The organism is Acinetobacter sp. DSM 11652 (assembly GCF_900109815.1).
GTDB lineage: Bacteria > Pseudomonadota > Gammaproteobacteria > Pseudomonadales > Moraxellaceae > Acinetobacter.
Genome location: NZ_FOBK01000004.1, coordinates 1 through 22539, shown reverse-complemented (window position 1 = coordinate 22539; position 22539 = coordinate 1). Strand labels below are relative to the sequence as shown.

18 protein-coding genes, 1 tRNA gene and 1 pseudogene are annotated in these 22539 nt (G+C 40.8%); 3 read left to right on the top strand and 17 right to left on the bottom strand.

Features of this window, described 5'->3' with window-relative positions:
• The first annotated feature begins 27 nt into the window (after positions 1-27).
• Both BMW42_RS05060 and BMW42_RS05055 read left to right on the top strand, forming a co-directional pair.
• Positions 28-741 (top strand): DsbA family oxidoreductase, encoded by a 714-nt coding sequence (locus BMW42_RS05060; RefSeq protein ID WP_092766633.1) that lies wholly within the window; start codon positions 28-30, stop codon positions 739-741.
• A gap of 429 nt (positions 742-1170) precedes the next feature.
• Entirely contained in the window at positions 1171-2367 is a 1197-nt protein-coding gene (locus tag BMW42_RS05055; protein WP_228143084.1) for a hypothetical protein, read from the top strand.
• A 62-nt stretch (positions 2368-2429) separates the two neighbouring features.
• Here BMW42_RS05055 and BMW42_RS05050 read toward each other — a convergent pair whose 3' ends face one another.
• From BMW42_RS05050 to BMW42_RS05025, 6 genes are all read right to left on the bottom strand, one after another.
• Positions 2430-2711, bottom strand: a complete 282-nt coding sequence (locus BMW42_RS05050; RefSeq protein WP_092766632.1) for a hypothetical protein — start codon at positions 2709-2711, stop codon at positions 2430-2432.
• A 220-nt stretch (positions 2712-2931) separates the two neighbouring features.
• Positions 2932-4851, bottom strand: a complete 1920-nt coding sequence (gene htpG / locus BMW42_RS05045; protein ID WP_092766631.1) for a molecular chaperone HtpG — start codon at positions 4849-4851, stop codon at positions 2932-2934.
• Positions 4852-4943: 92 nt separating this feature from the next.
• Positions 4944-5291 carry a lysozyme inhibitor LprI family protein gene (locus tag BMW42_RS05040; protein WP_035265964.1) on the bottom strand — a complete coding sequence of 116 codons (348 nt, stop codon included), beginning with the start codon at positions 5289-5291 and terminating at the stop codon, positions 4944-4946.
• 131 nt (positions 5292-5422) lie between these two features.
• Positions 5423-6007: an OmpW/AlkL family protein gene (locus BMW42_RS05035; RefSeq protein WP_092766630.1), complete on the bottom strand. Its 585-nt coding sequence runs from the start codon at positions 6005-6007 to the stop codon at positions 5423-5425.
• Between the two features lie 308 nt (positions 6008-6315).
• Positions 6316-7686, bottom strand: coding sequence for a Na+/H+ antiporter family protein (locus tag BMW42_RS05030; RefSeq protein WP_092766629.1), 1371 nt, complete (start codon positions 7684-7686; stop codon positions 6316-6318).
• A 92-nt stretch (positions 7687-7778) separates the two neighbouring features.
• The gene (locus BMW42_RS05025) at positions 7779-8657 is read right to left on the bottom strand and encodes an alpha/beta fold hydrolase (protein ID WP_092766628.1); all 879 of its coding nucleotides are present in this window, start codon (positions 8655-8657) and stop codon (positions 7779-7781) included.
• A 124-nt stretch (positions 8658-8781) separates the two neighbouring features.
• Here BMW42_RS05025 and BMW42_RS05020 point away from each other — a divergent pair, with 124 nt between their 5' ends.
• The gene (locus tag BMW42_RS05020; RefSeq protein WP_035265952.1) at positions 8782-9270 is read left to right on the top strand and encodes a DUF4442 domain-containing protein; all 489 of its coding nucleotides are present in this window, start codon (positions 8782-8784) and stop codon (positions 9268-9270) included.
• A 61-nt stretch (positions 9271-9331) separates the two neighbouring features.
• Here the strand turns inward: BMW42_RS05020 and BMW42_RS05015 are convergent, their stop codons facing one another.
• The 11 genes and pseudogenes from BMW42_RS05015 to BMW42_RS04965 all read right to left on the bottom strand — a co-directional run.
• On the bottom strand, positions 9332-9688 hold the full coding sequence (locus tag BMW42_RS05015) for a hypothetical protein (protein WP_035265949.1): 357 nt from the start codon (positions 9686-9688) through the stop codon (positions 9332-9334).
• A gap of 198 nt (positions 9689-9886) precedes the next feature.
• Positions 9887-14080 carry a DNA-directed RNA polymerase subunit beta' gene (gene rpoC / locus BMW42_RS05010; protein ID WP_035265945.1) on the bottom strand — a complete coding sequence of 1398 codons (4194 nt, stop codon included), beginning with the start codon at positions 14078-14080 and terminating at the stop codon, positions 9887-9889.
• Between the two features lie 145 nt (positions 14081-14225).
• A complete protein-coding gene (gene rpoB / locus BMW42_RS05005) occupies positions 14226-18314 on the bottom strand; it encodes a DNA-directed RNA polymerase subunit beta (RefSeq protein ID WP_092766627.1) in 4089 nt (1362 codons plus the stop codon).
• A 305-nt stretch (positions 18315-18619) separates the two neighbouring features.
• The gene (rplL, locus tag BMW42_RS05000; RefSeq protein ID WP_035265942.1) at positions 18620-18991 is read right to left on the bottom strand and encodes a 50S ribosomal protein L7/L12; all 372 of its coding nucleotides are present in this window, start codon (positions 18989-18991) and stop codon (positions 18620-18622) included.
• A gap of 51 nt (positions 18992-19042) precedes the next feature.
• Entirely contained in the window at positions 19043-19549 is a 507-nt protein-coding gene (gene rplJ / locus BMW42_RS04995; protein ID WP_035265941.1) for a 50S ribosomal protein L10, read from the bottom strand.
• Between the two features lie 301 nt (positions 19550-19850).
• Entirely contained in the window at positions 19851-20546 is a 696-nt protein-coding gene (gene rplA / locus BMW42_RS04990; RefSeq protein ID WP_035265940.1) for a 50S ribosomal protein L1, read from the bottom strand.
• Between the two features lie 3 nt (positions 20547-20549).
• Positions 20550-20978: a 50S ribosomal protein L11 gene (gene rplK / locus BMW42_RS04985; RefSeq protein WP_004813566.1), complete on the bottom strand. Its 429-nt coding sequence runs from the start codon at positions 20976-20978 to the stop codon at positions 20550-20552.
• A 115-nt stretch (positions 20979-21093) separates the two neighbouring features.
• Positions 21094-21627 (bottom strand): transcription termination/antitermination protein NusG, encoded by a 534-nt coding sequence (gene nusG, locus BMW42_RS04980; protein ID WP_035265938.1) that lies wholly within the window; start codon positions 21625-21627, stop codon positions 21094-21096.
• Between the two features lie 7 nt (positions 21628-21634).
• A complete protein-coding gene (gene secE, locus BMW42_RS04975; protein WP_035265936.1) occupies positions 21635-22075 on the bottom strand; it encodes a preprotein translocase subunit SecE in 441 nt (146 codons plus the stop codon).
• A 77-nt stretch (positions 22076-22152) separates the two neighbouring features.
• Positions 22153-22228 (bottom strand) — tRNA-Trp (locus BMW42_RS04970).
• Between the two features lie 47 nt (positions 22229-22275).
• A pseudogene (locus BMW42_RS04965) lies at positions 22276-22539 on the bottom strand (elongation factor Tu); the annotation flags it as partial.

Below are 22539 nucleotides of genomic sequence, written 5' to 3'. Positions count from 1 at the left end.
TTCATAAATGATGATTAGAGATTTTTTATGCGTGTAGATGTGTGGTCAGATGTAGTATGCCCTTTTTGCTATATCGGAAAAAAACGTTTAGAAGCAGCAGCTGCTGCAACTGGTGTTGAACTTGAAGTCCATTGGCACAGTTTCCAGTTAGATCCTGATGCACCACCACGTCAAGAAGTCTCCAATAGCGAACGTTTGGCATTGAAATATGGGCGTACTGTCGCTGAAGTTGAAGAAATGCAACGCAATATTGCGGAAATGGCAAAAGCAGAAGGCATCGAGTTCAATTGGGAAAATGCCAACTCAGGGAATACATTCAACGCCCATCGAATTATTCATCATGCACAAAGCTTAGGATTGGGTTCGGAAGCAAAAGAAGCCTTTTTCTATAGCTATATGACCCAAGGTTTAGCCATTGGCGAGCGTGAAACCCTCGAAGATGTTGCTTCGCGAATTGGTTTAAATCCAGTTGAAGTGGATGATATTTTGGATTCTGATCAATATGCCGATTTTGTCCAATTCGATGAAGAACTTGCACGCGATCAATTGAAAGTGACTGGCGTACCATTCTTTGTATTCGATCAGCGTGTGGCTTTGGCTGGTGCTCAACCGACTCAAGTCTTCCAAGATGTGATCAATAAAGTATTGACGACTGCCAATGAACAAGCAGATCAACCCACTGTTGAAGATGCAGAAACTTGTACTGATGAGTATTGTGACGTGCCACCAAGCAAATCATAAAACATCTTCGAGAACCTAAATACTGGTTTAAGGTTGCATGACTTAAGCCATATTTAGACTGTTATAAAAATAGAATTCAGCGTTGCATAAACAAGCCTATTCAAGTGAATTGGAACTGAATATACTTCATGTATAGATTCACTGCATGACTCTATACATGGTAAATTTTTATAGACCTCTTTCCCCAAGGAGGTCTTTTTTTATCTATAAAACAATTATTTAATAAAATTATTTGAGTTTTAAGTCTTCTCATTATCTGTTCTAATTTTAAATGACTATAAATTCATTGTTGTTTATTGTGAATTTTGTTGAACAATTCATTAGAATAGATCAAACATTGATTTTTAATAATATCACGATGCTTAAGCCCATTTTTTAATTTTATAAATAAATTCAGTGGCTTAACAATGAAAATGACTTAGAGCGAATATGAAAAGAATCATGCAGCAGTTCAAACCGTCAACCTTAAGTCTTGTCTTAAGTTGTAGCTTTTTAAGTACTTTCGTGTATAGCCAAGATCAGATAGATCACTTGACTGATCCTTATCAAACAGATGAAATCAGTGTCAGTAGCGAATTCCCTACTTTAGACTATCCTTTAGAATTTCAACAAAAAGACTGGCCAACATCGGATGAAAATAGCTTAGGTTGGATTAACTACGTGCCTCGCATGGTTGATGCAACGCCGACACTATTCCCAGAACAATCCAATAAAAAAATATACGCTCCGACCCAAGCGACTGAAGATTTATCATGGATTGACCGACGTCAAAAATCGATTCGCCAATGGGCAGACCGAACTGCACAGCGAATCGATGGTTGGTTTGGTGAAGGTTATGAAGATGAAACCGCCAAAGCAACGCTACGTGTAATCTTTGATAATAAATGGAATAAGTATGATGATTACGAATTCAAGCCACGTATACGCGGTAAAATCGACTTACCAACCTTAGAGCGTAAATTAAGTTTAGTCTTTGGTGATGATTCACTGGATAATGAAATTGACAACAATATTGCCATTACCAATGAAAATCCCGCTGGTGATCCCGACAAAAATGTCGACACTAAGCGAATCCGTGAAGATAACAGTTCTATCGCCTTACGTTGGTCACAACTGTCTGATAAATTACCTTTCGATTTAGATGCTGATTTAGGTATCCGATCTGGAGATGACATTTATGCCCGCTTAAAGGCAAAAAAAGATTGGACTCTCGGGAATGATTTTTCCTTTCATGCTGAACAAATCTATCGTTATGGTATAGATAGTGAAAATTATCTAAGAACCAATTTGGAACTCACCCACGCACGTCCAAATGAAGCATTTATTTCAAATCAGCTTTATCTAACTTATGCGGATGAGCAGGATGATGATTGGACTTGGGATAATCGTACCTATCGCCAACATCAGTTTTTCCATGATAACCGCTTTAACTACGGTATGTATGTGGGTGGGTATTACAATAACGATGATTTACGTATGAACAGTTGGGGACCTTTTGTTTCGTGGCGCCAACCCTTATTCCGCGAATGGTTCTTTGTTCAAGGTGATCTTAACTATTTTAATGACAAGCGTGAAGATCGATCACACTATCCTCGTGCATTAGTTCGTCTTGAAGCTAGATTTTAGCGCTCGATAATAGTCATAAAAAAAAGCCCATCACTGATGGGCTTTTTTTGGATCTTAGATTCTCAAATGACAGGCTTTTGAATCACGATACGATCATTACGTGTAATACGTGTTTTTTTAGGAGACGCTTCAGCTTCAGTTTTAGGTAAAACATAACCGACGCGATCTGTGCGTGCGATACGTTTACTATCCACAAAAGGATTAATATCAAATTGTGGAATTTGGTGCTTCACCACGGTTACACGATCATTTCGAACAATTTTCTTCACATCTTGTTCTGCATAAGTGACATTGGTTAAGCTCAAACAAAACATGCTAAATGCGAGCATCATTGAAGTTTTCATAGAATATTCCCAATATTTAATGATCGTTATTATAGATTAATTATTATTTTTTGATATGTTTTACAAATCGAAACTTGGACGTATTTTTTTATCATCAACATCGAAAAAATTTATCTAGTTTAACTCAAAGCTTAAATAGTTCCTTTTGCATTCTACGACGGCGCTGCATTAAAAAAGCCTATCCGAAGATAGGCTTTCGATCACAATTTAAAATATGCGCTTATTTCAATAATAAGCTGTTAATGCGTTTTAAATATGCAGCTGGATCTTCTGGTAAACCACCTTCCGCAATCATCGCTTGATCAAAAATCACATTTGCAAGATCGTCAAATTGTGCTGAACCTTCCAATTTTTTCACTAATGGATGCTCAGGGTTAATCTCTAAAATTGGCTTGCTTTCTGGGACTGCTTGACCTGCTTGTTTTAACATGCGAATCAACTGTGGAGACAATTCGCCTTCACCAGTTACCAGACACGCTGGAGAATCAACCAAACGAGTGGTTACGCGCACTTCTTTGGTTTTGTCTTTTAATGACTCAGACAACTTTTCAACCACAGGTTTAAACTGCTCAGCCGCCGCTTCTAATGCTTTTTTCTCTTCAGCATCCTGTAAATCACCTAAGTCTACAGCACCTTTTGCGACATTCTGCATTGGTGTCCCGTCAAACTCATGAACAAATTCCATTGCCCATTCATCTACACGTTCAGTCATTAGCAGAACATCGATGCCTTTTTTCTTGAATAACTCAAGTTGTGGCGAGTTTTTAGCAGCGGCTAAGCTTTCCGCCGTTACATAATAAATTGCCTTTTGACCTTCTTTCATTGCTGCTTTGTAGTCAGCCAATGAAGTGGTGACCTCATCATTGTTTGAAGTTGCAAAGCGTAGAAGCTTCAAAATTCGGTCACGATTGGTGAAATCTTCACCCAAACCTTCTTTTAAGACAGACCCAAACTCAGCATAAAACTTCTTAAATTTCTCTTGATCTGCTTCATCTTCAGATTTAGCTAAAGTATCTAAAGTTGTTAAGATTCGGCGTGTGTTGCCTTCACGGATGGTTTTAACATCTCGACTTTCTTGAAGTAATTCACGACTCACATTCAACGGTAAGTCTGCGCTATCCACAACACCTTGTACGAAACGTAAATAGTTCGGGATGAGATTATCTGCATCATCCATGATGAAGACACGTTTCACATAGAGCTTGATACCTGCTTTTGCTTCACGTGAGAAAATGTTGTGCGGTGCTTTACTTGGGATATACAGTAATTGCGTATATTCAGTGCTCCCTTCTACACGGTTATGCGCCCAAGTAATCGGTGCTTCAAAGTCGTGACTTAAGTTTTTATAAAACTCAATATACTGTTCTTCAGTAATGTCATTCTTACTACGTGTCCACAATGCGCTGGCAGAATTGATCGCCTCCCATTCACCCGTTTTGACATACTGGCCTGGTTTGGCTTCTTCTCCCTCAGCTGCTTCTTCTTGTTGCCATACCTCTTTTTCCATTTGAATTGGTAAACTGATATGGTCTGAATATTTATTGATAATTTGCTTTACTTTATAACTTTGCAAATAATCTAATGCGTCTTCGCGCAAGTGTAGAATAATATCTGTACCGCGACCTTCTTTTGTAATTTGCTCAACTTCAAATTCGCCTGTACCACCACTGATCCAACGTACACCTTCTGAAGCTTCAGCCCCTGCACGACGTGATTCAACTGTGATTTTATCAGCGACAATAAAGCCAGAATAAAAACCGACACCAAACTGACCAATTAACTGTGCATCTGACTTTTGATCACCGGTTAATTTAGACATAAAGTCTTTAGTACCAGATTTAGCAATCGTACCCAAATTATCAATAGCTTCTTGTTGGCTTAAACCAATACCGTTGTCTGAAATGGTGATGGTTTTATTATCTTTATCCAATTGTACGCGTACACGTAAATCTGGATCATTTTCATAGTATTCAGGATGATTAATCCCTTCAAAACGTAATTTATCACATGCGTCTGAAGCGTTTGAAATTAGCTCACGAAGGAAAATTTCTGGATTTGAATAAAGTGAATGCGTCACTAAATGTAAAAGCTGAGCAACTTCCGCTTGGAAACTATGTTTTTGTGTATTCTGCTCGCTCATAAACTACTCCTTAAACACATCAAAACAATTTTTTTGAATGCTTAATGAATGGTGTAGCTTCTAATTTTTTCAATGGTCAAAATTAATTTTTTTTAAAAAGGACCTTGTTTGTAAATTCGATCAAGATGTATTTCTAGTTTTTGCTGACGCATTTGATAGACATGATTTAAGCATTGCAAATTTGCTTGGCATTGATCACGTAATTCCAGCCATTTGACTTGTTCATTCTGAATGATTGATCGCATTCCCATCGGTACTAAACGACGAAGAATTTGATAAGTGGCAGCCATTTTAACATCTGCATCATTCAGGATACGATGTTCACAAACAGCTTTCTCAGTTTCGGACTGCGCTTTTTTGCAATCAAAACTCGCTGCAAATACTGGAACACTTCCACATGCAGCCAGCACAATGATGAGTTTTATGAATTGGTTCTTCATGCATACTACTCTGTTATGAGCTTTCTAGATTATTGAAAAAAATTGTTTTTTTATATGGTATTTTCTACCTGTTATAGTACGACACATAAAAAAAGCCCTATTGATTAATAGGGCTAGGCGCAACTTTATTTTTAGAATTTGTAGCTGTAACCAATGCTATAGATGACTGGATCTATATCTAGCTTGAACTTTGTTGTTCCATCTACAGTCACTTCAGGGTTCAAATCTGCATAACGTACGTCAGCGAATACACCCCAGTTTTTTGCATCAGCTGGTTGGAAATTGAAACCTAACTGCGCTGCATAACCAAAATCTTCTTTTACACTTTGAACGCCTTGCTCATCCCAAGCAATAAATGCTGTTGCACCAAGACCAACATAAGGTGTAAATCCCGAGGTATTTTTAAAATGATATTTCGCAGTCAGTGTTGGTGGTAAATGTTTAATCGTCACTGCATCAGCGCCATTAATCAAAACATCATGGCGAACTGGAGTCGCTAATAATAATTCAGCAGAAATTTGATCATTAAAGAAATATTCCACCGAAGGGGTAAAAGCAAATTCATCATCGGCTTCCACTTTAGCTCCTCCTAGAGCAGCCACAGTGGTATCTTGCGTTGGAGAAATTGCAGATGCACCTACCTTAAGTTGCCATTCTCCTGCCAGTGCATTTGCTGACATCCCAACTAAAACAATCAGTGCAATTTTATTTAACATTATTATAACCTCTGAAAGAAATATCTAAATAAAACACTATTTAAATATAATAAACATGCCAAAAATTAATATGCAACTCTCAAAAATTAAATAAAATACATTTTATTTATAAATAACTGATTATAATAATAATTTATTTTAAATCATACCAATTTAGTCAATTATAAAACCATCAATTATTTTAAATAACCTATTGATCATATTATTTTACTCGGAATTTTTTATTTAATCCTACTATTTTAATCTGATTTAAAATAAAAAAGGCGATTATATTAATCGCCTTTTATTCAATCATTTTTTAAATGTAGTTATAGGACCATTGCCGCGATCCAACCAAAAATCATCAATGGAATATTGAAATGAATAAATGTCGGAATCACACTGTCTTTCATATGATCATGTTGACCATCCATATTCAAGCCTGATGTTGGTCCTAAAGTCGAGTCTGAAGCTGGAGAGCCTGCATCACCTAGAGCTGCAGCAGTACCTATGAGCGCAATTGTTGCTGCTGGACTAAAACCAAACTGAATACATAATGGGACATAAATGATTGCAAGAATTGGCACTGTGGAGAATGATGATCCTATACCTAGTGTAATTAACAATCCGATGAGTAACATCCAGAATGCTGCCCAACCTTGACTATCACCAATCCATGCGACTGAAGCCTCAACTAGCGTTGGAACCTGACCAGTAGCGCCGATCACGGCTGCAAAACCTTGTGCTGCGATCATAATAAAACCCACGAGTGCCATCATACGCATACCAGTAATGATGACATCGTCAGCTTCTTTCCACTTGAAAATACCTGCACAGCTTAGGATCGCCACGCCGACTAAACCAGCTAAAATCATCGAATCAGAATACAATTGCACTGCAAGCGTTGCTAAAACAGCCCCCCCCGCCATATAAATCGTAAATTTAGAAACCTCCGGTCTCGCAGAACCTTCTTGAACACCCATTTCACCCGAAATGCTTTGTGGTTGTTCTTCGACATGAATGTCACGATATTCTCGTGGTTTACGATAGCTATAAAACACTGCGATTAATAAACCTACGAACATCCCAAACACAGGAATCGCCATCGCAGAAGGGATTTGATCATAATCAATTTGGAAGCCAAGTGGTTCACCAAAAGTATTGATGTTTTGACCTAAAATATCATTTAGGAAAATTGCACCAAAACCGACTGGGATCAACATATAAGTTGCACATAAACCAAATGTGAGTAGACATGCAACCAATCGTCGATCAAGCTTTAAATGGTTGAATACCATCAATAATGGTGGAATCAATACAGGAATAAAAGCAATATGCACGGGAATTACGTTTTGAGAACAAACAGCCGCTATTGCAACCGTTGCAAAGATGGCATATTTGACACGATTTTGTATTTTAAGATTAGCCTCACCTTTAAGTGAATTAATCATTTTATATGCTAGAAGATCTGGCAAACCTGAACGAGCCAAAGTTAAGGCAAATGCACCAAGTACACCATAAGCTAAAGCAATCTGGGCACCCTTGCCCAAACCACCATTAAACGCTTCCATAGTGCCTTGTAAACCAAGACCAGCCAATAGGCCTCCTGTTACAGCACCAATGATCAGTGCAAATACCACAGGCACACGAGCCAAAGAGAGGCCAAACATGACCCCAATGGCAGCAAGAATTGCAAACATAAGAAATAGGAATCAGACAAAAAAACTATTTTATCAGAATTTGTTTGTAATAAATCTGCTCATCAGGGGTTGATACCTTCACTCGTCAGATTCTATTCGCCTTGCGCATTTTTTTTTGCAAATTGTTTAATATACGATGCGATCTCTTGGGCACGACTTAAAACAGCCCAATGATTCGCATCTAGCTCAACACGTTCAAAACCTGTCGCCCATTTTGGAATTTCGTCAATCAACTCTGGACTTACATATTTATCGCGTTTTAAGACTACCGCTTGAACGGGGCAAATCGCATGACGTTGACGAGGCATCGTTAGACGTGGAATAAAGTTTGCCCGATACAGTGCCACACCATACTCACCATCCTTAGAGATATTTTGGTTTACGGGTAAGCCTTTTGTATCTTCAAGAATTTCAAATATTTTGCCCCAGCGATCTGGATTGAGAAAATTCCACATCGTCGGTGCAACTACGGGTAGCTGAAATAGTACGATGTACCAAGACTTAATCAATTGCTTAAAGAACTTTGGTTTTTGATGTTTGAATTGTTCACGCATCCAATAAGCAGCATGGTCCAAGCATGGTCCAGATATAGTGGTATATGAAAGAATACGACCTTTAAATTTAGATTCAGTTACGGATTCCCATGTTTGAATTGAGCCCCAATCGTGTGCTGCCACATGAAAGTTTCGATTTGGCAACAGATGATTTACCACACTCTCCAAATCCAAAGACAGTTGAGCTAATGCATAAGCGCGAATCTTTTTCGGTACGCTCGATTGACCAGCGCCACGCACATCATAAGTTACAACAAAATAATCTTCGATTAAATTCGAAATGATTGGTTCCCATACTTCTTGATTGTCTGGATAACCATGCACAAGCACCAATGCCGGCTTATTCCGATCTCCCCATGTTTTAGCATAGAGTTTTTGTTGATCTGTCGTGTTAATCCAATGCGATTCAAATTGCATAATATGCTCAACCTTTTTTGTTATTGATTGACCGTTTTCTTGGTCTACGATGATTTTCGATCAATGCCAGAATATTTTTTGTACTTTAGTATGCTAACTAATGAAATAAAAATAATTGACCTAAATGAGTATTTTGAAAAAGCTAACGACAATTCCGTTAATCTCCAAGTATATGTTTAATAGCTTTGCACCCTTTCAAGGCGCAGGCATTACTATCGATAAAATCGACTTAAAAAATCATCATATTCGTGTAAAAATGCCACTTACACGAAAAAATAAAAATATTGTGGGTGTCCACTTTGGCGGTAGCCTTTATTCTATGGTTGACCCATTCTATATGACATTACTCATGTATCACTTAGGTGATAAATATATTGTTTGGGATAAGGCTGCAAGCATCGATTTTTTAACTCCTGGTCGTAGCACTGTTTATGCAGATATCCGCATTGATTCCAGTGAAATACAACTCATCAAAGAGCTCGCTAGCAATCATGCTCCTGTTTACCGTAACTATACTGTGAATATTATGGATGAATCAGGCTTACGGATCGCAGAAGTTCACAAAACTGTGTATATCCGTCGCAAGAAGGCAAAAGCCACACGTTTCCGTTAATAAAAAAAGCGCTCTATGAGCGCTTTTTTTATCACTTTAGCAAATTAACGATTATTTTGTTCTATCGCTTTTGCTCTATCGCTGCTCCTGCACCGCCGCCAATTGCACCACCAATTGCAGCGCCAGAGTTACCACCAAAAATACTTTTACCGACTGCAGACCCGATTGCACCGCCTACACCACTATAAGTGGCATTACGATCTGAGCCCCCTTGAGCTTTACTACCTACAGCGGCACCTGCACCACCACCAAGCGTTGCACCAACACCACCACCAACATTATTACCAACACCACCACCAAGTGCACCGCCTGCAGCAGCTGCACCAATACGCTGTTGATTCGGCGTCATGCTTTCACAACCTGCAAGTAGCATTGTAGATACGGTTGCCATCGCCATGACAGCTGTTAACTTTTTCATCTTGATGTCCCTCTTTGTCTATTTATATAAGCATATCGCGATCTAGAGAATAAAATTTTCAATTTCTGTTACAAGACAACGCTAAAATGATGCTATTTGTAAAGAATTTTTTTCAAAATAGATATTTAGCCTCAAACTCACATCATCAAACTCAATAAAAAAAAGGCACCCGTAGGTGCCTTCTTAATTCAGTTTAGATTAAAACTGATCTTCATTTAATGCTTGTGAGAACGCTTGGTCAACTTCAGAGAAGTCATTAACCAATTCGTGTTCAGCAGCTTCTGCTTCTTGACGACGACGCTCTAAGTGGTAAGCCAAACCTGTACCCGCTGGGATTAAGCGACCAACAACCACGTTTTCTTTTAGACCACGTAAGTCATCTTCTTTACCTGTTACAGCAGCTTCAGTTAACACACGTGTTGTTTCCTGGAACGATGCAGCAGAAATGAACGAGTCAGTAGAAAGCGAAGCTTTCGTAATACCCATCAATTGACGTTCAAACTTCGCAGGGAACTTGTTCTGAGCAAGTACTGCTTGGTTTTCTTGGACAACACGAATGTAATCTACTTGCTCACCTTTGATGAAGCTTGTATCACCACCATCGATGATCTCAACTTTACGCAACATTTGACGTACGATGACTTCAATGTGCTTATCGTTAATTTTTACACCTTGGAGACGATATACGTCTTGAACTTCATTCACGATGTAATTTGTCAACGCCACTTCACCTTTCAAACGTAAGATGTCATGTGGATTTTGCGGACCATCAGAAATCGTTTCACCACGGTTAACATGCTCACCTTCGAACACGTTAATCGTACGCCACTTAGGAATTAACTCTTCGTAAATCTCTGAGCCATCATCCGGTGTGATCACAAGGCGATTCTTACCTTTAGTTTCTTTACCAAAGCTTACAACACCTGAAACTTCTGCAAGTATCGCATGTTCTTTCGGCTTACGTGCTTCAAACAAGTCAGCTACGCGTGGAAGACCACCGGTAATATCACGAGTACGTGAAGTTTCTTGAGGTACACGACCAATTACATCACCGACACCAATTGTTTCGCCATCACGGACAGTCACAATTGTATTTTGTGGTAAGAAGTAGAACTGTTCACCACCATCAACTGTATCTAATACAATCGCTGGACGTAAGTCTTTACCAGAAGCTGGACGAGACGTTACAGGTAAAATTTCAACTGTTGTCATACCAGTTGCATCATCTGTTTTAGATGTTGCAGTTACACCATCAGCGATTTGGCTGAAACGTGCTTTACCAGCAACTTCTGTTACCAATGGATGCGTATGCGGATCCCAAGTCGCTACAATACCGCCAGCTTCTACCGCACCACCATCTTTAATCAAGATTGAGGCACCGTAAGGAAGTTTATAACGCTCACGCTCACGACCGATGTCATCAGTGATACCAATCTCACCAGAACGAGATACAGACACTAAGTGACCTTTAGCGTGTTGCACTGTCTTCACATTATGGAAACGGACAAAGCCTGCATTACGTACTTGAACACTGTTCGCAGCAGAAGTTCGGCTCGCAGCACCACCCACGTGGAATGTACGCATCGTTAACTGTGTACCTGGCTCACCAATGGATTGAGCAGCCATTACACCCACTGATTCACCTGGATTCACCAAGTGACCACGTGCAAGGTCACGACCATAACATTTCGCACATACACCAAAAGTAGATGCACAGTTTACTACTGAACGTACTTTAACTTCATCGACACCTTGCTCTTCTAGGTAGTTTGCAAGTTTCTCATCGATTAGTGTATTACGTGGCAGTACTACTTCATCAGAACCTGGTCGCTTCGCATCTTCAGCTAATACACGACCAAGCACACGAGTACCTAAGTTCTCGATAACATCACCACCTTGAATGAATGGCGTCATTACGAGACCGTCAAAAGTACCGCAATCTGGCTCAGTAATCACTAAGTCTTGCGCTACGTCTACAAGACGACGTGTCAAGTAACCCGAGTTCGCTGTCTTCAATGCTGTATCGGCCAAACCTTTACGCGCACCGTGTGTTGAAATGAAGTACTGAAGTACTGTCAAACCTTCACGGAAGTTCGCTTTAATTGGTGTCTCAATAATCGAGCCATCCGGTTTTGCCATCAAACCACGCATACCTGCAAGCTGACGAATCTGTGCTGCACTACCACGGGCACCAGAGTCAGACATCATGTAGATGGAGTTGAATGATTTTTGTTTCTCATCTTCGCCCTGTTTGTTCTTAACAGTCGTGTAAGACAAGTTATCCATCATCGCTTTCGCTACTTGGTCGTTTGTACGTGCCCAAATATCGACAACTTTGTTATAACGTTCACCGGCAGTTACGAAACCTTGTTCGAACTGTTGCTCAATTTCACGAACTTCAACTTCAGCTTTCTCGATGATTGAATACTTCGCAGGTGGAATCACCATGTCTTCCATACCCACCGATACGCCTGAACGTGTTGCTTGACGGAAACCGAGGTACATCAATTGGTCAGCAAAAATAACAGTATCTTTCAAACCAAGCTTACGGTAGCAAGAGTTGATCAATTTAGAGATGTTCTTTTTGGTCATCTCAACGTTGATTTGCTCGAAGCTTAAACCTTCTGGCACAACTTCCCAAAGTAAACAACGGCCTGGCGTTGTATCAACGATAATCGTTTGTTGCTCACGCTCACCATTTTCATTGATCACAGTTTGATGTACACGAGCTTTAACGCGAGCATGTAAATCAACTTGACCTGTTGCAAGCGCACGGTTTACTTCGTGAGTATCCGCGAACACCATGCCTTCACCTTTGGCATTGATTGCATCACGCGTGATGTAATACAAGCCTAAGACAACGTCTTGCGATGGAACGATGATTGGTTCACCGTTTGCTGGAGACAAGATGTTGTTCGTTGACATCATTAACGCACGAGCTTCTAATTGAGCTTCAAGTGTTAATGGAACGTGTACCGCCATTTGGTCACCATCGAAGTCGGCGTTGAACGCAGCACATACGAGTGGGTGTAGACGGATCGCTTTACCTTCAATCAGTACAGGCTCAAATGCTTGAAGACCTAAACGGTGAAGTGTTGGCGCACGGTTCAACATCACTGGATGTTGACGAATCACAGATGCAAGAACGTCCCAAACTTCTGGAGTCTCACGCTCAACCATTTTCTTCGCAGCTTTAATGGTAGTTGCTTGGCCAGACGCTTGTAATTTCGCGAAAATAAACGGCTTGAATAACTCAAGTGCCATTTTCTTAGGAAGACCACATTGGTGAAGACGTAAAGTAGGACCTACAGTAATTACCGAACGACCAGAATAGTCAACACGCTTACCAAGTAAGTTTTGACGGAAACGACCTTGTTTACCTTTGATCATGTCTGCCAAAGATTTAAGAGGACGTTTGTTCGAACCAGTAATTGCACGACCACGACGACCGTTATCTAACAATGCATCTACAGACTCTTGCAACATACGTTTTTCGTTACGTACGATGATATCTGGAGCAGCTAGATCAAGAAGACGCTTTAAACGGTTGTTACGGTTAATCACACGACGATAAAGATCGTTCAAATCAGATGTCGCGAAACGACCACCTTCAAGTGGTACAAGCGGACGAAGATCTGGTGGAAGTACTGGAAGTACAGTCAACACCATCCATTCTGGTTTGTTATTCGACTCTTTGAACGCTTCCATTAACTTCAAACGCTTAGATGCTTTCTTAAGCTTCGTTTCAGAAGTTGTATTCGGAATTTCTTCACGTAAACGAGAAATCTCAGCCTCAAGATCAATGTCTTTCAACAAATCTTGAACTGCTTCAGCACCCATTTTCGCAGTGAATTCATCACCGTGCTCTTCTAATGCTGTGAAGTATTCTTCGTCATTCAGAAGTTGGTATTTTTCGAACGGAGTCATACCAGGATCTGTTACAACGTAAGATTCGAAATACAATACACGTTCGATATCACGTAGCGTCATGTCTAAAAGAAGACCGATACGGCTAGGCAGTGATTTTAAGAACCAAATGTGTGCAACTGGTGAAGCAAGCTCAATGTGACCCATACGTTCACGACGAACTTTCGCAGTTGTTACTTCAACGCCACATTTTTCACAAATGACGCCTTTGTATTTCATACGCTTGTATTTACCACACAAGCATTCGTAATCTTTTACTGGACCAAAAATTTTGGCACAGAATAAACCATCACGTTCAGGTTTGAACGTACGATAGTTAATTGTCTCTGGCTTTTTAACTTCACCATGAGACCATGACTTAATCATTTCTGGTGACGCAAGACCAATACGGATGCGATCAAACTCTACAGGAGCATGACCGTCTGAATCCGTCTTTTTGCGCATGATATCGAGCAAGTCTTTCAATTTTTTTCTCCGTGTGTTGTGGAGATTTTCACTTCACAACTGGGTCACAAATATTGTTTTTTAACTGAATTGGTAATCTCCCCTAACCCCTCTTTTTTAAAGAGGGGAAAGTCTCCCCTTTATCAAAGGGGGGATTGAGGGGGATTTAGTCACCATTTTTCAGTTCAATGTTGATACCTAAAGAACGGATCTCTTTGGTCAATACGTTGAACGATTCAGGCATACCTGGGTCCATATAATGGTTACCATCTACAATGTTCTTATAGATACGGGTACGACCCTCAACGTCATCCGACTTCACAGTCAGCATTTCTTGAAGCGTATAAGCTGCGCCATATGCTTCGAGTGCCCAGACCTCCATCTCACCGAATCGCTGACCACCGAATTGTGCTTTACCACCAAGCGGCTGTTGCGTTACAAGCGAGTAAGAACCTGTAGAACGCGCATGCATCTTGTCATCAACCAAGTGGTTCAATTTCAACATGTACATGTAACCTACAGTTACAGGACGGTCAAAACGTTCACCAGTACGGCCATCATACAGTACTGTCTGACCAGTACGTGAAAGACCAGATAGTTCTAATAACTCTTTGATTTGACCTTCTTCCGCACCGTCAAATACTGGTGTTGCAAGTGGAACACCTTTACGGAGGTTGCCTGAAAGTGCCAAGATTTCATCATCAGTTAAGCTATCAAGATCTTCTTGCTCGCCACCAACTTTGTTGTAAATCTTGTCTAAGAATTCACGAAGTTCAAGTACAGTACGTTGTTCTTTCAACATTTGATCGATCTTATCACCAAGACCTTTCGCAGCCATACCCAAGTGAGTTTCAAGAATCTGACCCACGTTCATACGTGAAGGTACACCTAGTGGGTTCAATACGATATCTACTGGAACACCATTCGCATCATGTGGCATGTCTTCAACTGGCAAGATGTTTGATACAACACCTTTGTTACCATGACGACCCGCCATCTTATCACCAGGCTGAATACGACGTTTTACTGCTAGGTAAACTTTAACAACTTTCAATACGCCAGTTGTTAACTCATCACCTGTAGAAAGCTTGCGTTTTTTCTCAGCGAATTTCTCATCGATTTCAAGACTCTTCTCTTTCAAGAATACTTGAATTTGAGTTAAACGCTCCGCGATGCCTTCATCTACTGGTTGGATATCAAGTAGATCAACAAGTTCTAGATTTGAAAGAACTTCATCAGTTAACTTATCGCCACGTTTTGTTGTACCGCCGCCATTAGACTCTTGACCATTCAACAAACGTACAACGCGCTCACGTGCAGCTTCTTCGAAGATTTTGTATTCTTCTTTCAAATCTTTACGGTATGCATCAAGTTGAGCTTTTTCAATCGCTTGAGCACGTTCGTCTTTCTCGATACCATCACGAGTAAACACTTGAACGTCGATAACTGTACCCTTCGTACCAGATGGAACACGAAGTGAAGAGTCTTTCACATCAGCTGCTTTTTCACCAAAGATTGCACGAAGCAATTTTTCTTCAGGAGTCAACTGCGTTTCGCCCTTAGGTGTTACTTTACCAACTAAGATGTCGCCAGCAGTTACTTCAGCACCGATATAGACAATACCTGATTCATCAAGCTTAGAAAGTGCAGCCTCACCTACGTTCGGGATATCAGCAGTAATTTCTTCTGAACCAAGTTTAGTATCACGCGCGACACAAGAGAGTTCTTGAATGTGAATAGACGTCAAACGATCTTCTTGAAGAACACGCTCAGATAATAAGATCGAGTCTTCGTAGTTATAACCGTTCCAAGTCATGAACGCGACACGCATGTTTTGACCAAGTGCCAATTCACCGCCATCAGTTGATGGACCATCAGCAAGTACATCACCACGACCAACTTTGTCGCCTAGGTTCACAAGCACTTTTTGGTTAATACATGTGTTTTGGTTTGAACGTGTGTATTTAATCAAGTTGTAGATATCTACACCTGCTTCACCCGCAACCATTTCATCTTCATTCACACGAATAACGACACGAGATGCATCTACGTATTCAATACGCCCGCCACGTTTCGCGATCACACACACGCCTGAATCATGCGCCACGTTCGCTTCCATACCTGTACCAACAAGAGGCTTGTCAGCAATCAGCGTAGGAACAGCCTGACGTTGCATGTTTGAACCCATCAATGCACGGTTCGCATCATCGTGTTCAAGGAATGGAATCAGTGACGCAGCCACAGAAACAACCTGCTGAGCAGATACGTCCATGTGCGTTACTTTTTCTGGCGGCATACGTACGAAGTCACCTTGGTGACGAACAGATACGAATTCTTCTGTTAAGTTGCCATCTTTATCCAATTGAGAATCGGCCTGTGCAATCACAGTACCTACTTCTTCAATTGCAGATAAATATTCAACTTCATCCGTTACACGACCATCAACAACTTTACGATATGGAGTTTCTAAGAAACCAAAGCTATTCGCTTTCGCATATACAGATAATGAGTTGATCAAACCAATGTTTGGACCTTCAGGCGTTTCAATTGGACAAACACGACCGTAGTGAGTCTGATGTACGTCACGTACTTCAAAGCCCGCACGTTCACGTGTTAAACCACCTGGACCTAATGCTGATACACGACGTTTGTGTGTAATTTCAGACAATGGGTTGTTTTGATCCATGAACTGAGATAACTGGCTTGAACCAAAGAATTCTTTGATTGCAGCCGCTACTGGTTTTGCGTTGATCAAGTCTTGTGGAGACAAATTATCTGTCTCTGCTTGTGATAAACGCTCTTTCACAGCACGTTCAACACGAACTAGACCAACACGGAATTGGTTTTCTGTCATTTCGCCAACAGAACGTACGCGACGGTTACCTAGGTGGTCGATATCATCGACTTCACCTTTACCGTTACGGATTTCAACCAGTGTTTTTAATACGTCAATGATGTCATCGTTTGAAAGAATACCTTCAACTTCACGTGACTTCTGATCTGTACCCACTTCGTAAGGACGACCCAAACGACGGTTGAACTTCATACGACCAACTGGTGATAAGTCATAACGTTCAGAAGAGAAGAACAAGTTATTGAATAAGTTTTCTGCAGCTTCTTTCGTTGGTGGCTCACCTGGACGCATTACCTTGTAAATTTCTACAAGCGCTTCTTCACGACCAGAAGTCGTATCAGCACGTAATGAATCAGCTACGAATGAACCGCGATCAATGTCATTGGTATAAAGTAGGTTAAATTGCTTAACGCCGCCTTCAGCGATTTTAACCATCACTTCATGGCTAAGAACCGTGTTTGCAGCAATCACATCACCATTGTGTAATGTAATATCTTCAGCAGTAATACGCTCATATAAATATTCATCAGGTACTGGAAGTTTAGTTAAGCCTGCAGCTTCCATTTGACGAACATGACGCGCATTAATACGTTTACCTTGCTCAACGATTGTCTTACCGTCATTGTCTGTGATATCAAATTGTGCCATTTCGCCACGCAGACGCTCTGGAACCAAGTCAATTTGATAGCTGCCCATGTCTAGATATACAGGAACCTTTTCATAGAACATGTCTAGAATTTGTTCGTTTGTATAGTTCAAGGCACGAAGAATCACAGTCGCAAGTAACTTACGACGACGGTCAATACGAACGTATACTAAATCTTTAGCATCAAACTCAAAGTCTAACCATGAACCACGGTAAGGAATGATACGTGCTGAATAAAGCACCTTACCACTTGAATGCGTCTTACCCTTGTCATGATCAAAGAACACACCAGGTGAACGATGTAATTGAGATACGATTACACGCTCAGTACCATTGATCACGAACGTACCATTCTGTGTCATAAGTGGCATTTCACCCATGTACACTTCTTGTTCACGTACGTCTTTAATTGATTTCGTTTCGCGATCCTTAATGATCAAACGAATTTTTACGCGCATTGGTGCCGCATAAGTTGAGCCACGAAGAATACATTCGCGAACGTCAAACTCTGGTTTACCAAGGCTATACTCAACGAATTCTAAAGCAGCATTCCCAGAATAACTTTCAATTGGAAAAACTGAACGAAATGCGGCTTGGAGACCGATATCTTCGCGGTTTTTTGGTGTTTTGCCATCTTGAAGGAACGTTCTGTACGAGTCGACTTGAATCGCGAGCAGGTACGGAGCATCCATCACTTGGGGCAATTTACCAAAATTCTTACGGATCCGTTTCTTTTCGGTATATGAGTATGCCATCTGGAGTCCTCGGAAAGTAAACTAAACCCGCCTGCAGAACGGGTCTAGAAGGAATTACGCAGGTCGATATGACCACCACTTTGTTCAAATGCTGCAATGTTCAGTGGTATTAAAACGCTTAACAATATTTTTAAACATGGAAAAATATTGGTAAGCGTTTGATTTTATTCAATTATAGTTAGTATTGATGATTTTTACATCAAGTTAACAAAAATCGAGCCGATAATTGTAACGCAAAAAGGCTGATGACCCAAGAGCCATCAGCCAATTTTTGGGGTCAAATTAATAATGACCCCATGGCGAAATTACTTAACAGTAACTTGAGCACCAGCTTCTTCAAGTTTCTTCTTAAGTTCTTCAGCTTCTTCTTTAGAAACACCTTCTTTAAGAAGAGCTGGAGCGCCTTCAACTAAATCTTTAGCTTCTTTAAGACCAAGACCAGTAGCTTCACGAACTGCTTTAATTACAGCAACTTTGTTAGCACCGAAAGAAGTCAACTCTACATTGAATTCAGTTTGTTCTTCAGCAGCAGCAGCGCCAGCACCTGGAGCAGCAGCTACAGCTACAGCAGCAGCAGATACATTGAATTTCTCTTCAAAAGCAGAGATAAGTTCAACAAGTTCAAGAACAGTTTTTTCAGCAACTGCGTTTAAGATTTCTTCGTTAGTTAAAGCCATGAGAATAACTCCAAATGGATATTGAATGGTGTGGAAATTGATTTATTAAGCTTAAGCAGCTTCTGACTCGTTTTTCTCTTTGAGCGCAGTAATAAGGCGACCCAATTTCGAAATAGGAGCTTGAAGAACATTTGCAAGCATAGTAAGCGCTTTTTCTTGGTTCGGAAGGTTCGCGATTACGCTAACTTCAGCACCTTGATAAACCTTGCCATCGAATGCAGCAGCTTTAAGTTCAAATGCTTTATTAGTTTTAGCAAATTCTTCAAACAAACGAGCAGCTGCGCCCATGTCGTCTTCAGAAGTCGAGAAAGCTAAAATTGTTGGGCCAACAAGGTTGTCGTTCAAGATATCGAACTGAGTATCTTGAAGAGCACGTTTAGCTAAAGTATTACGCACGATACGTGTAGTAACACCTAGTTTACGAGCTTCAACACGAAGAGCAGTTAATTGCTCAACAGTTAAACCTTGGTAGTCAGCAACAACAGCAGTGAAAGCAGTAGAAGCAACAGCGTTAACTTCAGCTACGATCTGTTTTTTGTCTTCGATAAGAAGAGCCATTGTAAAACCTCCTAACGGTGATTTATGTACTCACGCGAAGTACACTCCCAGTTCGTTAACTCATCACTGAGTCAACACGCGGAGGATGAACTAAATCACACCACCGCGTCTACGCAGGCTGGAATATTAAGAGCGAAGCATAAAACTCCCCTCGCCTGTGGTCTTTGACGCTGATAAATTCTCATTTACCAATTCAAAGTTTGCCTAAGTTCGCAAGAAATCCAAAACCGGTATCTTGCGTAAGATTTGAAGCAACGCTTCAAATCTTACTCAGGGCTTTAAAATTCTGTCTAAGTTAAACTTAGTTAGAAACGTTAGTTACATCAATAGTAAGACCAGGACCCATAGTTGAGCTTAAAGTGATCTTTTTGATATAAACACCTTTAGAAGTTGCAGGTTTTGCTTTCTTAAGGTCAGCTACAAGAGCTTCAACGTTTTGACGAACAGCTTCAGCAGTGAAACCTACTTGACCGATCGCAGCATGGATGATACCCGCTTTGTCTACACGGTAACGTGCTTGACCAGCTTTTGCATTTTTAACTGCAGTCGCTACGTCAGGAGTTACAGTACCCACTTTAGGGTTTGGCATTAAGCCACGTGGACCAAGGATTGTACCCAACTTACCTACAACGCGCATTGCATCTGGAGCAGCAATCACTACGTCAAAGTCAAGGTTACCCGCTTGAATGCTTTCAGCAAGGTCATCAAAACCAACTACGTCCGCGCCTTCAGCTTTAGCAGCTTCAGCAGCAGCACCTTGAGCAAACACAGCTACACGTACAGTTTTACCAGTACCTGCAGGAAGTGTAGTCGCGCCACGAACAACTTGGTCAGATTTACGAGGATCAACACCTAGATTTACAGCTACATCCAAAGATTCTTTGAATTTAGCAGCTGGAAGGCTAGAAAGTACTGCTACAGCTTCTTCCAAAGTATAAACTTTGTTCGCTTCTACAGCAGCTGCAATCGCTTTTTGACGTTTAGTTAATTTAGCCATGTCTTAAAGCTCCACTTCCAAGCCCATAGAACGTGCAGAACCAGCAATGGTACGTACACGCGCGTCTAAGTCAGCACCAGTTAAATCTGGTTCTTTAGTAGTCGCGATCTCTTCTAATTGAGCACGAGTCAACTTACCAACTTTAGTTTTGTTAGGTACAGCTGAACCCTTTTGGATACCAGCAGCTTTCTTAAGCAGAATAGCAGCAGGCGGAGTTTTCATGATAAATGTGAACGACTTGTCGTTGTACACAGTGATCACTACAGGAATCGGAAGACCAGCTTCAAGTTTTTGTGTAGCAGCATTGAATTCTTTACAGAATGCCATGATGTTTACACCACGTTGACCTAGTGCAGGACCGATTGGTGGAGATGGATTCGCTTTACCAGCTGGAACTTGCAGCTTGATATAGCCGTCAATCTTCTTAGCCATTTCAATTACCTCTGGGTACAAACGCCGGTTAAGGCTCCCCAATATTTACAAGTAACGATACCGTTACAACAACAATGCCCGATTAATAAAATCGGGCGTTTTCAACCAATTCAGATTAAATTGTTTTTTCGACTTGGCGAAATTCCAATTCAACTTGAGTTGGTCGATTGAATACATTAATCGTCAACGTTAAGCGTGACTTTTCGTACTGAACTTCTTCCACCACACCTTTAAAGTCTGTGAATGGACCATCAGTAACCAATAATTCTTCGCCTGGCTCGAACATTGTCTTAGGACGAGGTGCTTCGCCAGTATTGCGTACACGTGCAAGAATCGCGTCAGCTTCTTTTTGCGTAATTGGAGCAGGCTTTTCTGCCGTACCACCAATAAATCCGAGTACTTTTGGACATTCTTTAACAATGTGCCAAGTATCGTCATTCATTTCCATTTCAACTAACACATAGCCAGGAAAGAATTTACGCTCTGACTTACGTTTCTTACCATCCTTCATCTCTACCACTTCTTCGGTAGGAACAAGGACTTCACCAAAGCTATCGGCAACAGCGCTACGCTGGATTCGATCATTAAGCGAACGCATCACTTGTTTTTCATAACCTGAATAGGCATGAATAATGTACCAACGTTTCATAGCTCTTTTACCCGATAATAAACTTCATCAACCAACTAATAATGTAATCAAAACACCATAAACCAATAGCGGTGATTACAACAACAAGTAACACTTGCCATGATGCAGTTACTGTTTCTTGCTTTGTTGGCCAAATCACTCGACGCAGTTCAATGCGTGAGTCTTTCAACAAACGAACAAAGCCTTTGCCTTGATGGGTGGCGTATAATAAACCTAAAGCCACAACGATACAAGCCAAAATCACCCCAACACGCACCCAAATATTGTTTGCGGGAACCCAATATGCTGGAAGATGTTGATTTACCATAAGTGCACCAGCAAGTAATGCCAATGCAATAATCCATAAAATCACGTCAACTGGTGAACCAGATTTAACGACTTCAGCGGAATTGTTTCTTTGAGGAATTGGCGCGTCGCTTAATGCGTCACGCGATTTATCATTCGACATTTTTGTACTCGTCGTTGAATTCGCGACTTATTATATGACCAGTTTAGCCAGCATCAAGCTTTTTATCAAAAATAATTTGGCAGGCCAGGAGGGACTCGAACCCCCAACATTCGGTTTTGGAGACCGACGCTCTACCAATTGAACTACTGACCTATAACAAAACCGAGAATCGAAACTCTCGGTTTTCGTTTGTACTTCTATTATGCAGTTACTTTCGCAACAACACCAGCACCAACTGTACGACCACCTTCACGGATCGCAAAACGTAGACCTGGGTCCATTGCGATTGGGTGGATTAATTCTACTGACATTTCTACGTTGTCACCAGGCATAACCATTTCAACGCCTTCTTTTAATTGAATCGCGCCAGTTACGTCAGTTGTACGGAAGTAGAACTGTGGACGGTAACCGTTAAGGAATGGAGTGTGACGACCACCTTCTTCTTTAGAAAGCACGTATACTTC

What these genes read in the sequence shown, in the direction of transcription:
- BMW42_RS05030 (WP_092766629.1), bottom strand. Translation starts at nt 7,686, where the DNA reads ATGTTTGCAATTCTTGCTGCCATTGGGGTCATGTTTGGCCTCTCTTTG.
- BMW42_RS05015 (WP_035265949.1), bottom strand. Translation starts at nt 9,688, where the DNA reads ATGAAAAAGTTAACAGCTGTCATGGCGATGGCAACCGTATCTACAATG.
- BMW42_RS05060 (WP_092766633.1), top strand. Translation starts at nt 28, where the DNA reads ATGCGTGTAGATGTGTGGTCAGATGTAGTATGCCCTTTTTGCTATATC.
- BMW42_RS05020 (WP_035265952.1), top strand. Translation starts at nt 8,782, where the DNA reads ATGAGTATTTTGAAAAAGCTAACGACAATTCCGTTAATCTCCAAGTAT.
- BMW42_RS05055 (WP_228143084.1), top strand. Translation starts at nt 1,171, where the DNA reads ATGAAAAGAATCATGCAGCAGTTCAAACCGTCAACCTTAAGTCTTGTC.
- rplA (WP_035265940.1), bottom strand. Translation starts at nt 20,546, where the DNA reads ATGGCTAAATTAACTAAACGTCAAAAAGCGATTGCAGCTGCTGTAGAA.
- secE (WP_035265936.1), bottom strand. Translation starts at nt 22,075, where the DNA reads ATGTCGAATGATAAATCGCGTGACGCATTAAGCGACGCGCCAATTCCT.
- rplK (WP_004813566.1), bottom strand. Translation starts at nt 20,978, where the DNA reads ATGGCTAAGAAGATTGACGGCTATATCAAGCTGCAAGTTCCAGCTGGT.
- rpoB (WP_092766627.1), bottom strand. Translation starts at nt 18,314, where the DNA reads ATGGCATACTCATATACCGAAAAGAAACGGATCCGTAAGAATTTTGGT.
- BMW42_RS05035 (WP_092766630.1), bottom strand. Translation starts at nt 6,007, where the DNA reads ATGTTAAATAAAATTGCACTGATTGTTTTAGTTGGGATGTCAGCAAAT.
- BMW42_RS05050 (WP_092766632.1), bottom strand. Translation starts at nt 2,711, where the DNA reads ATGAAAACTTCAATGATGCTCGCATTTAGCATGTTTTGTTTGAGCTTA.
- BMW42_RS05025 (WP_092766628.1), bottom strand. Translation starts at nt 8,657, where the DNA reads ATGCAATTTGAATCGCATTGGATTAACACGACAGATCAACAAAAACTC.
- BMW42_RS05040 (WP_035265964.1), bottom strand. Translation starts at nt 5,291, where the DNA reads ATGAAGAACCAATTCATAAAACTCATCATTGTGCTGGCTGCATGTGGA.
- rplL (WP_035265942.1), bottom strand. Translation starts at nt 18,991, where the DNA reads ATGGCTTTAACTAACGAAGAAATCTTAAACGCAGTTGCTGAAAAAACT.
- rplJ (WP_035265941.1), bottom strand. Translation starts at nt 19,549, where the DNA reads ATGGCTCTTCTTATCGAAGACAAAAAACAGATCGTAGCTGAAGTTAAC.
- nusG (WP_035265938.1), bottom strand. Translation starts at nt 21,627, where the DNA reads ATGAAACGTTGGTACATTATTCATGCCTATTCAGGTTATGAAAAACAA.
- htpG (WP_092766631.1), bottom strand. Translation starts at nt 4,851, where the DNA reads ATGAGCGAGCAGAATACACAAAAACATAGTTTCCAAGCGGAAGTTGCT.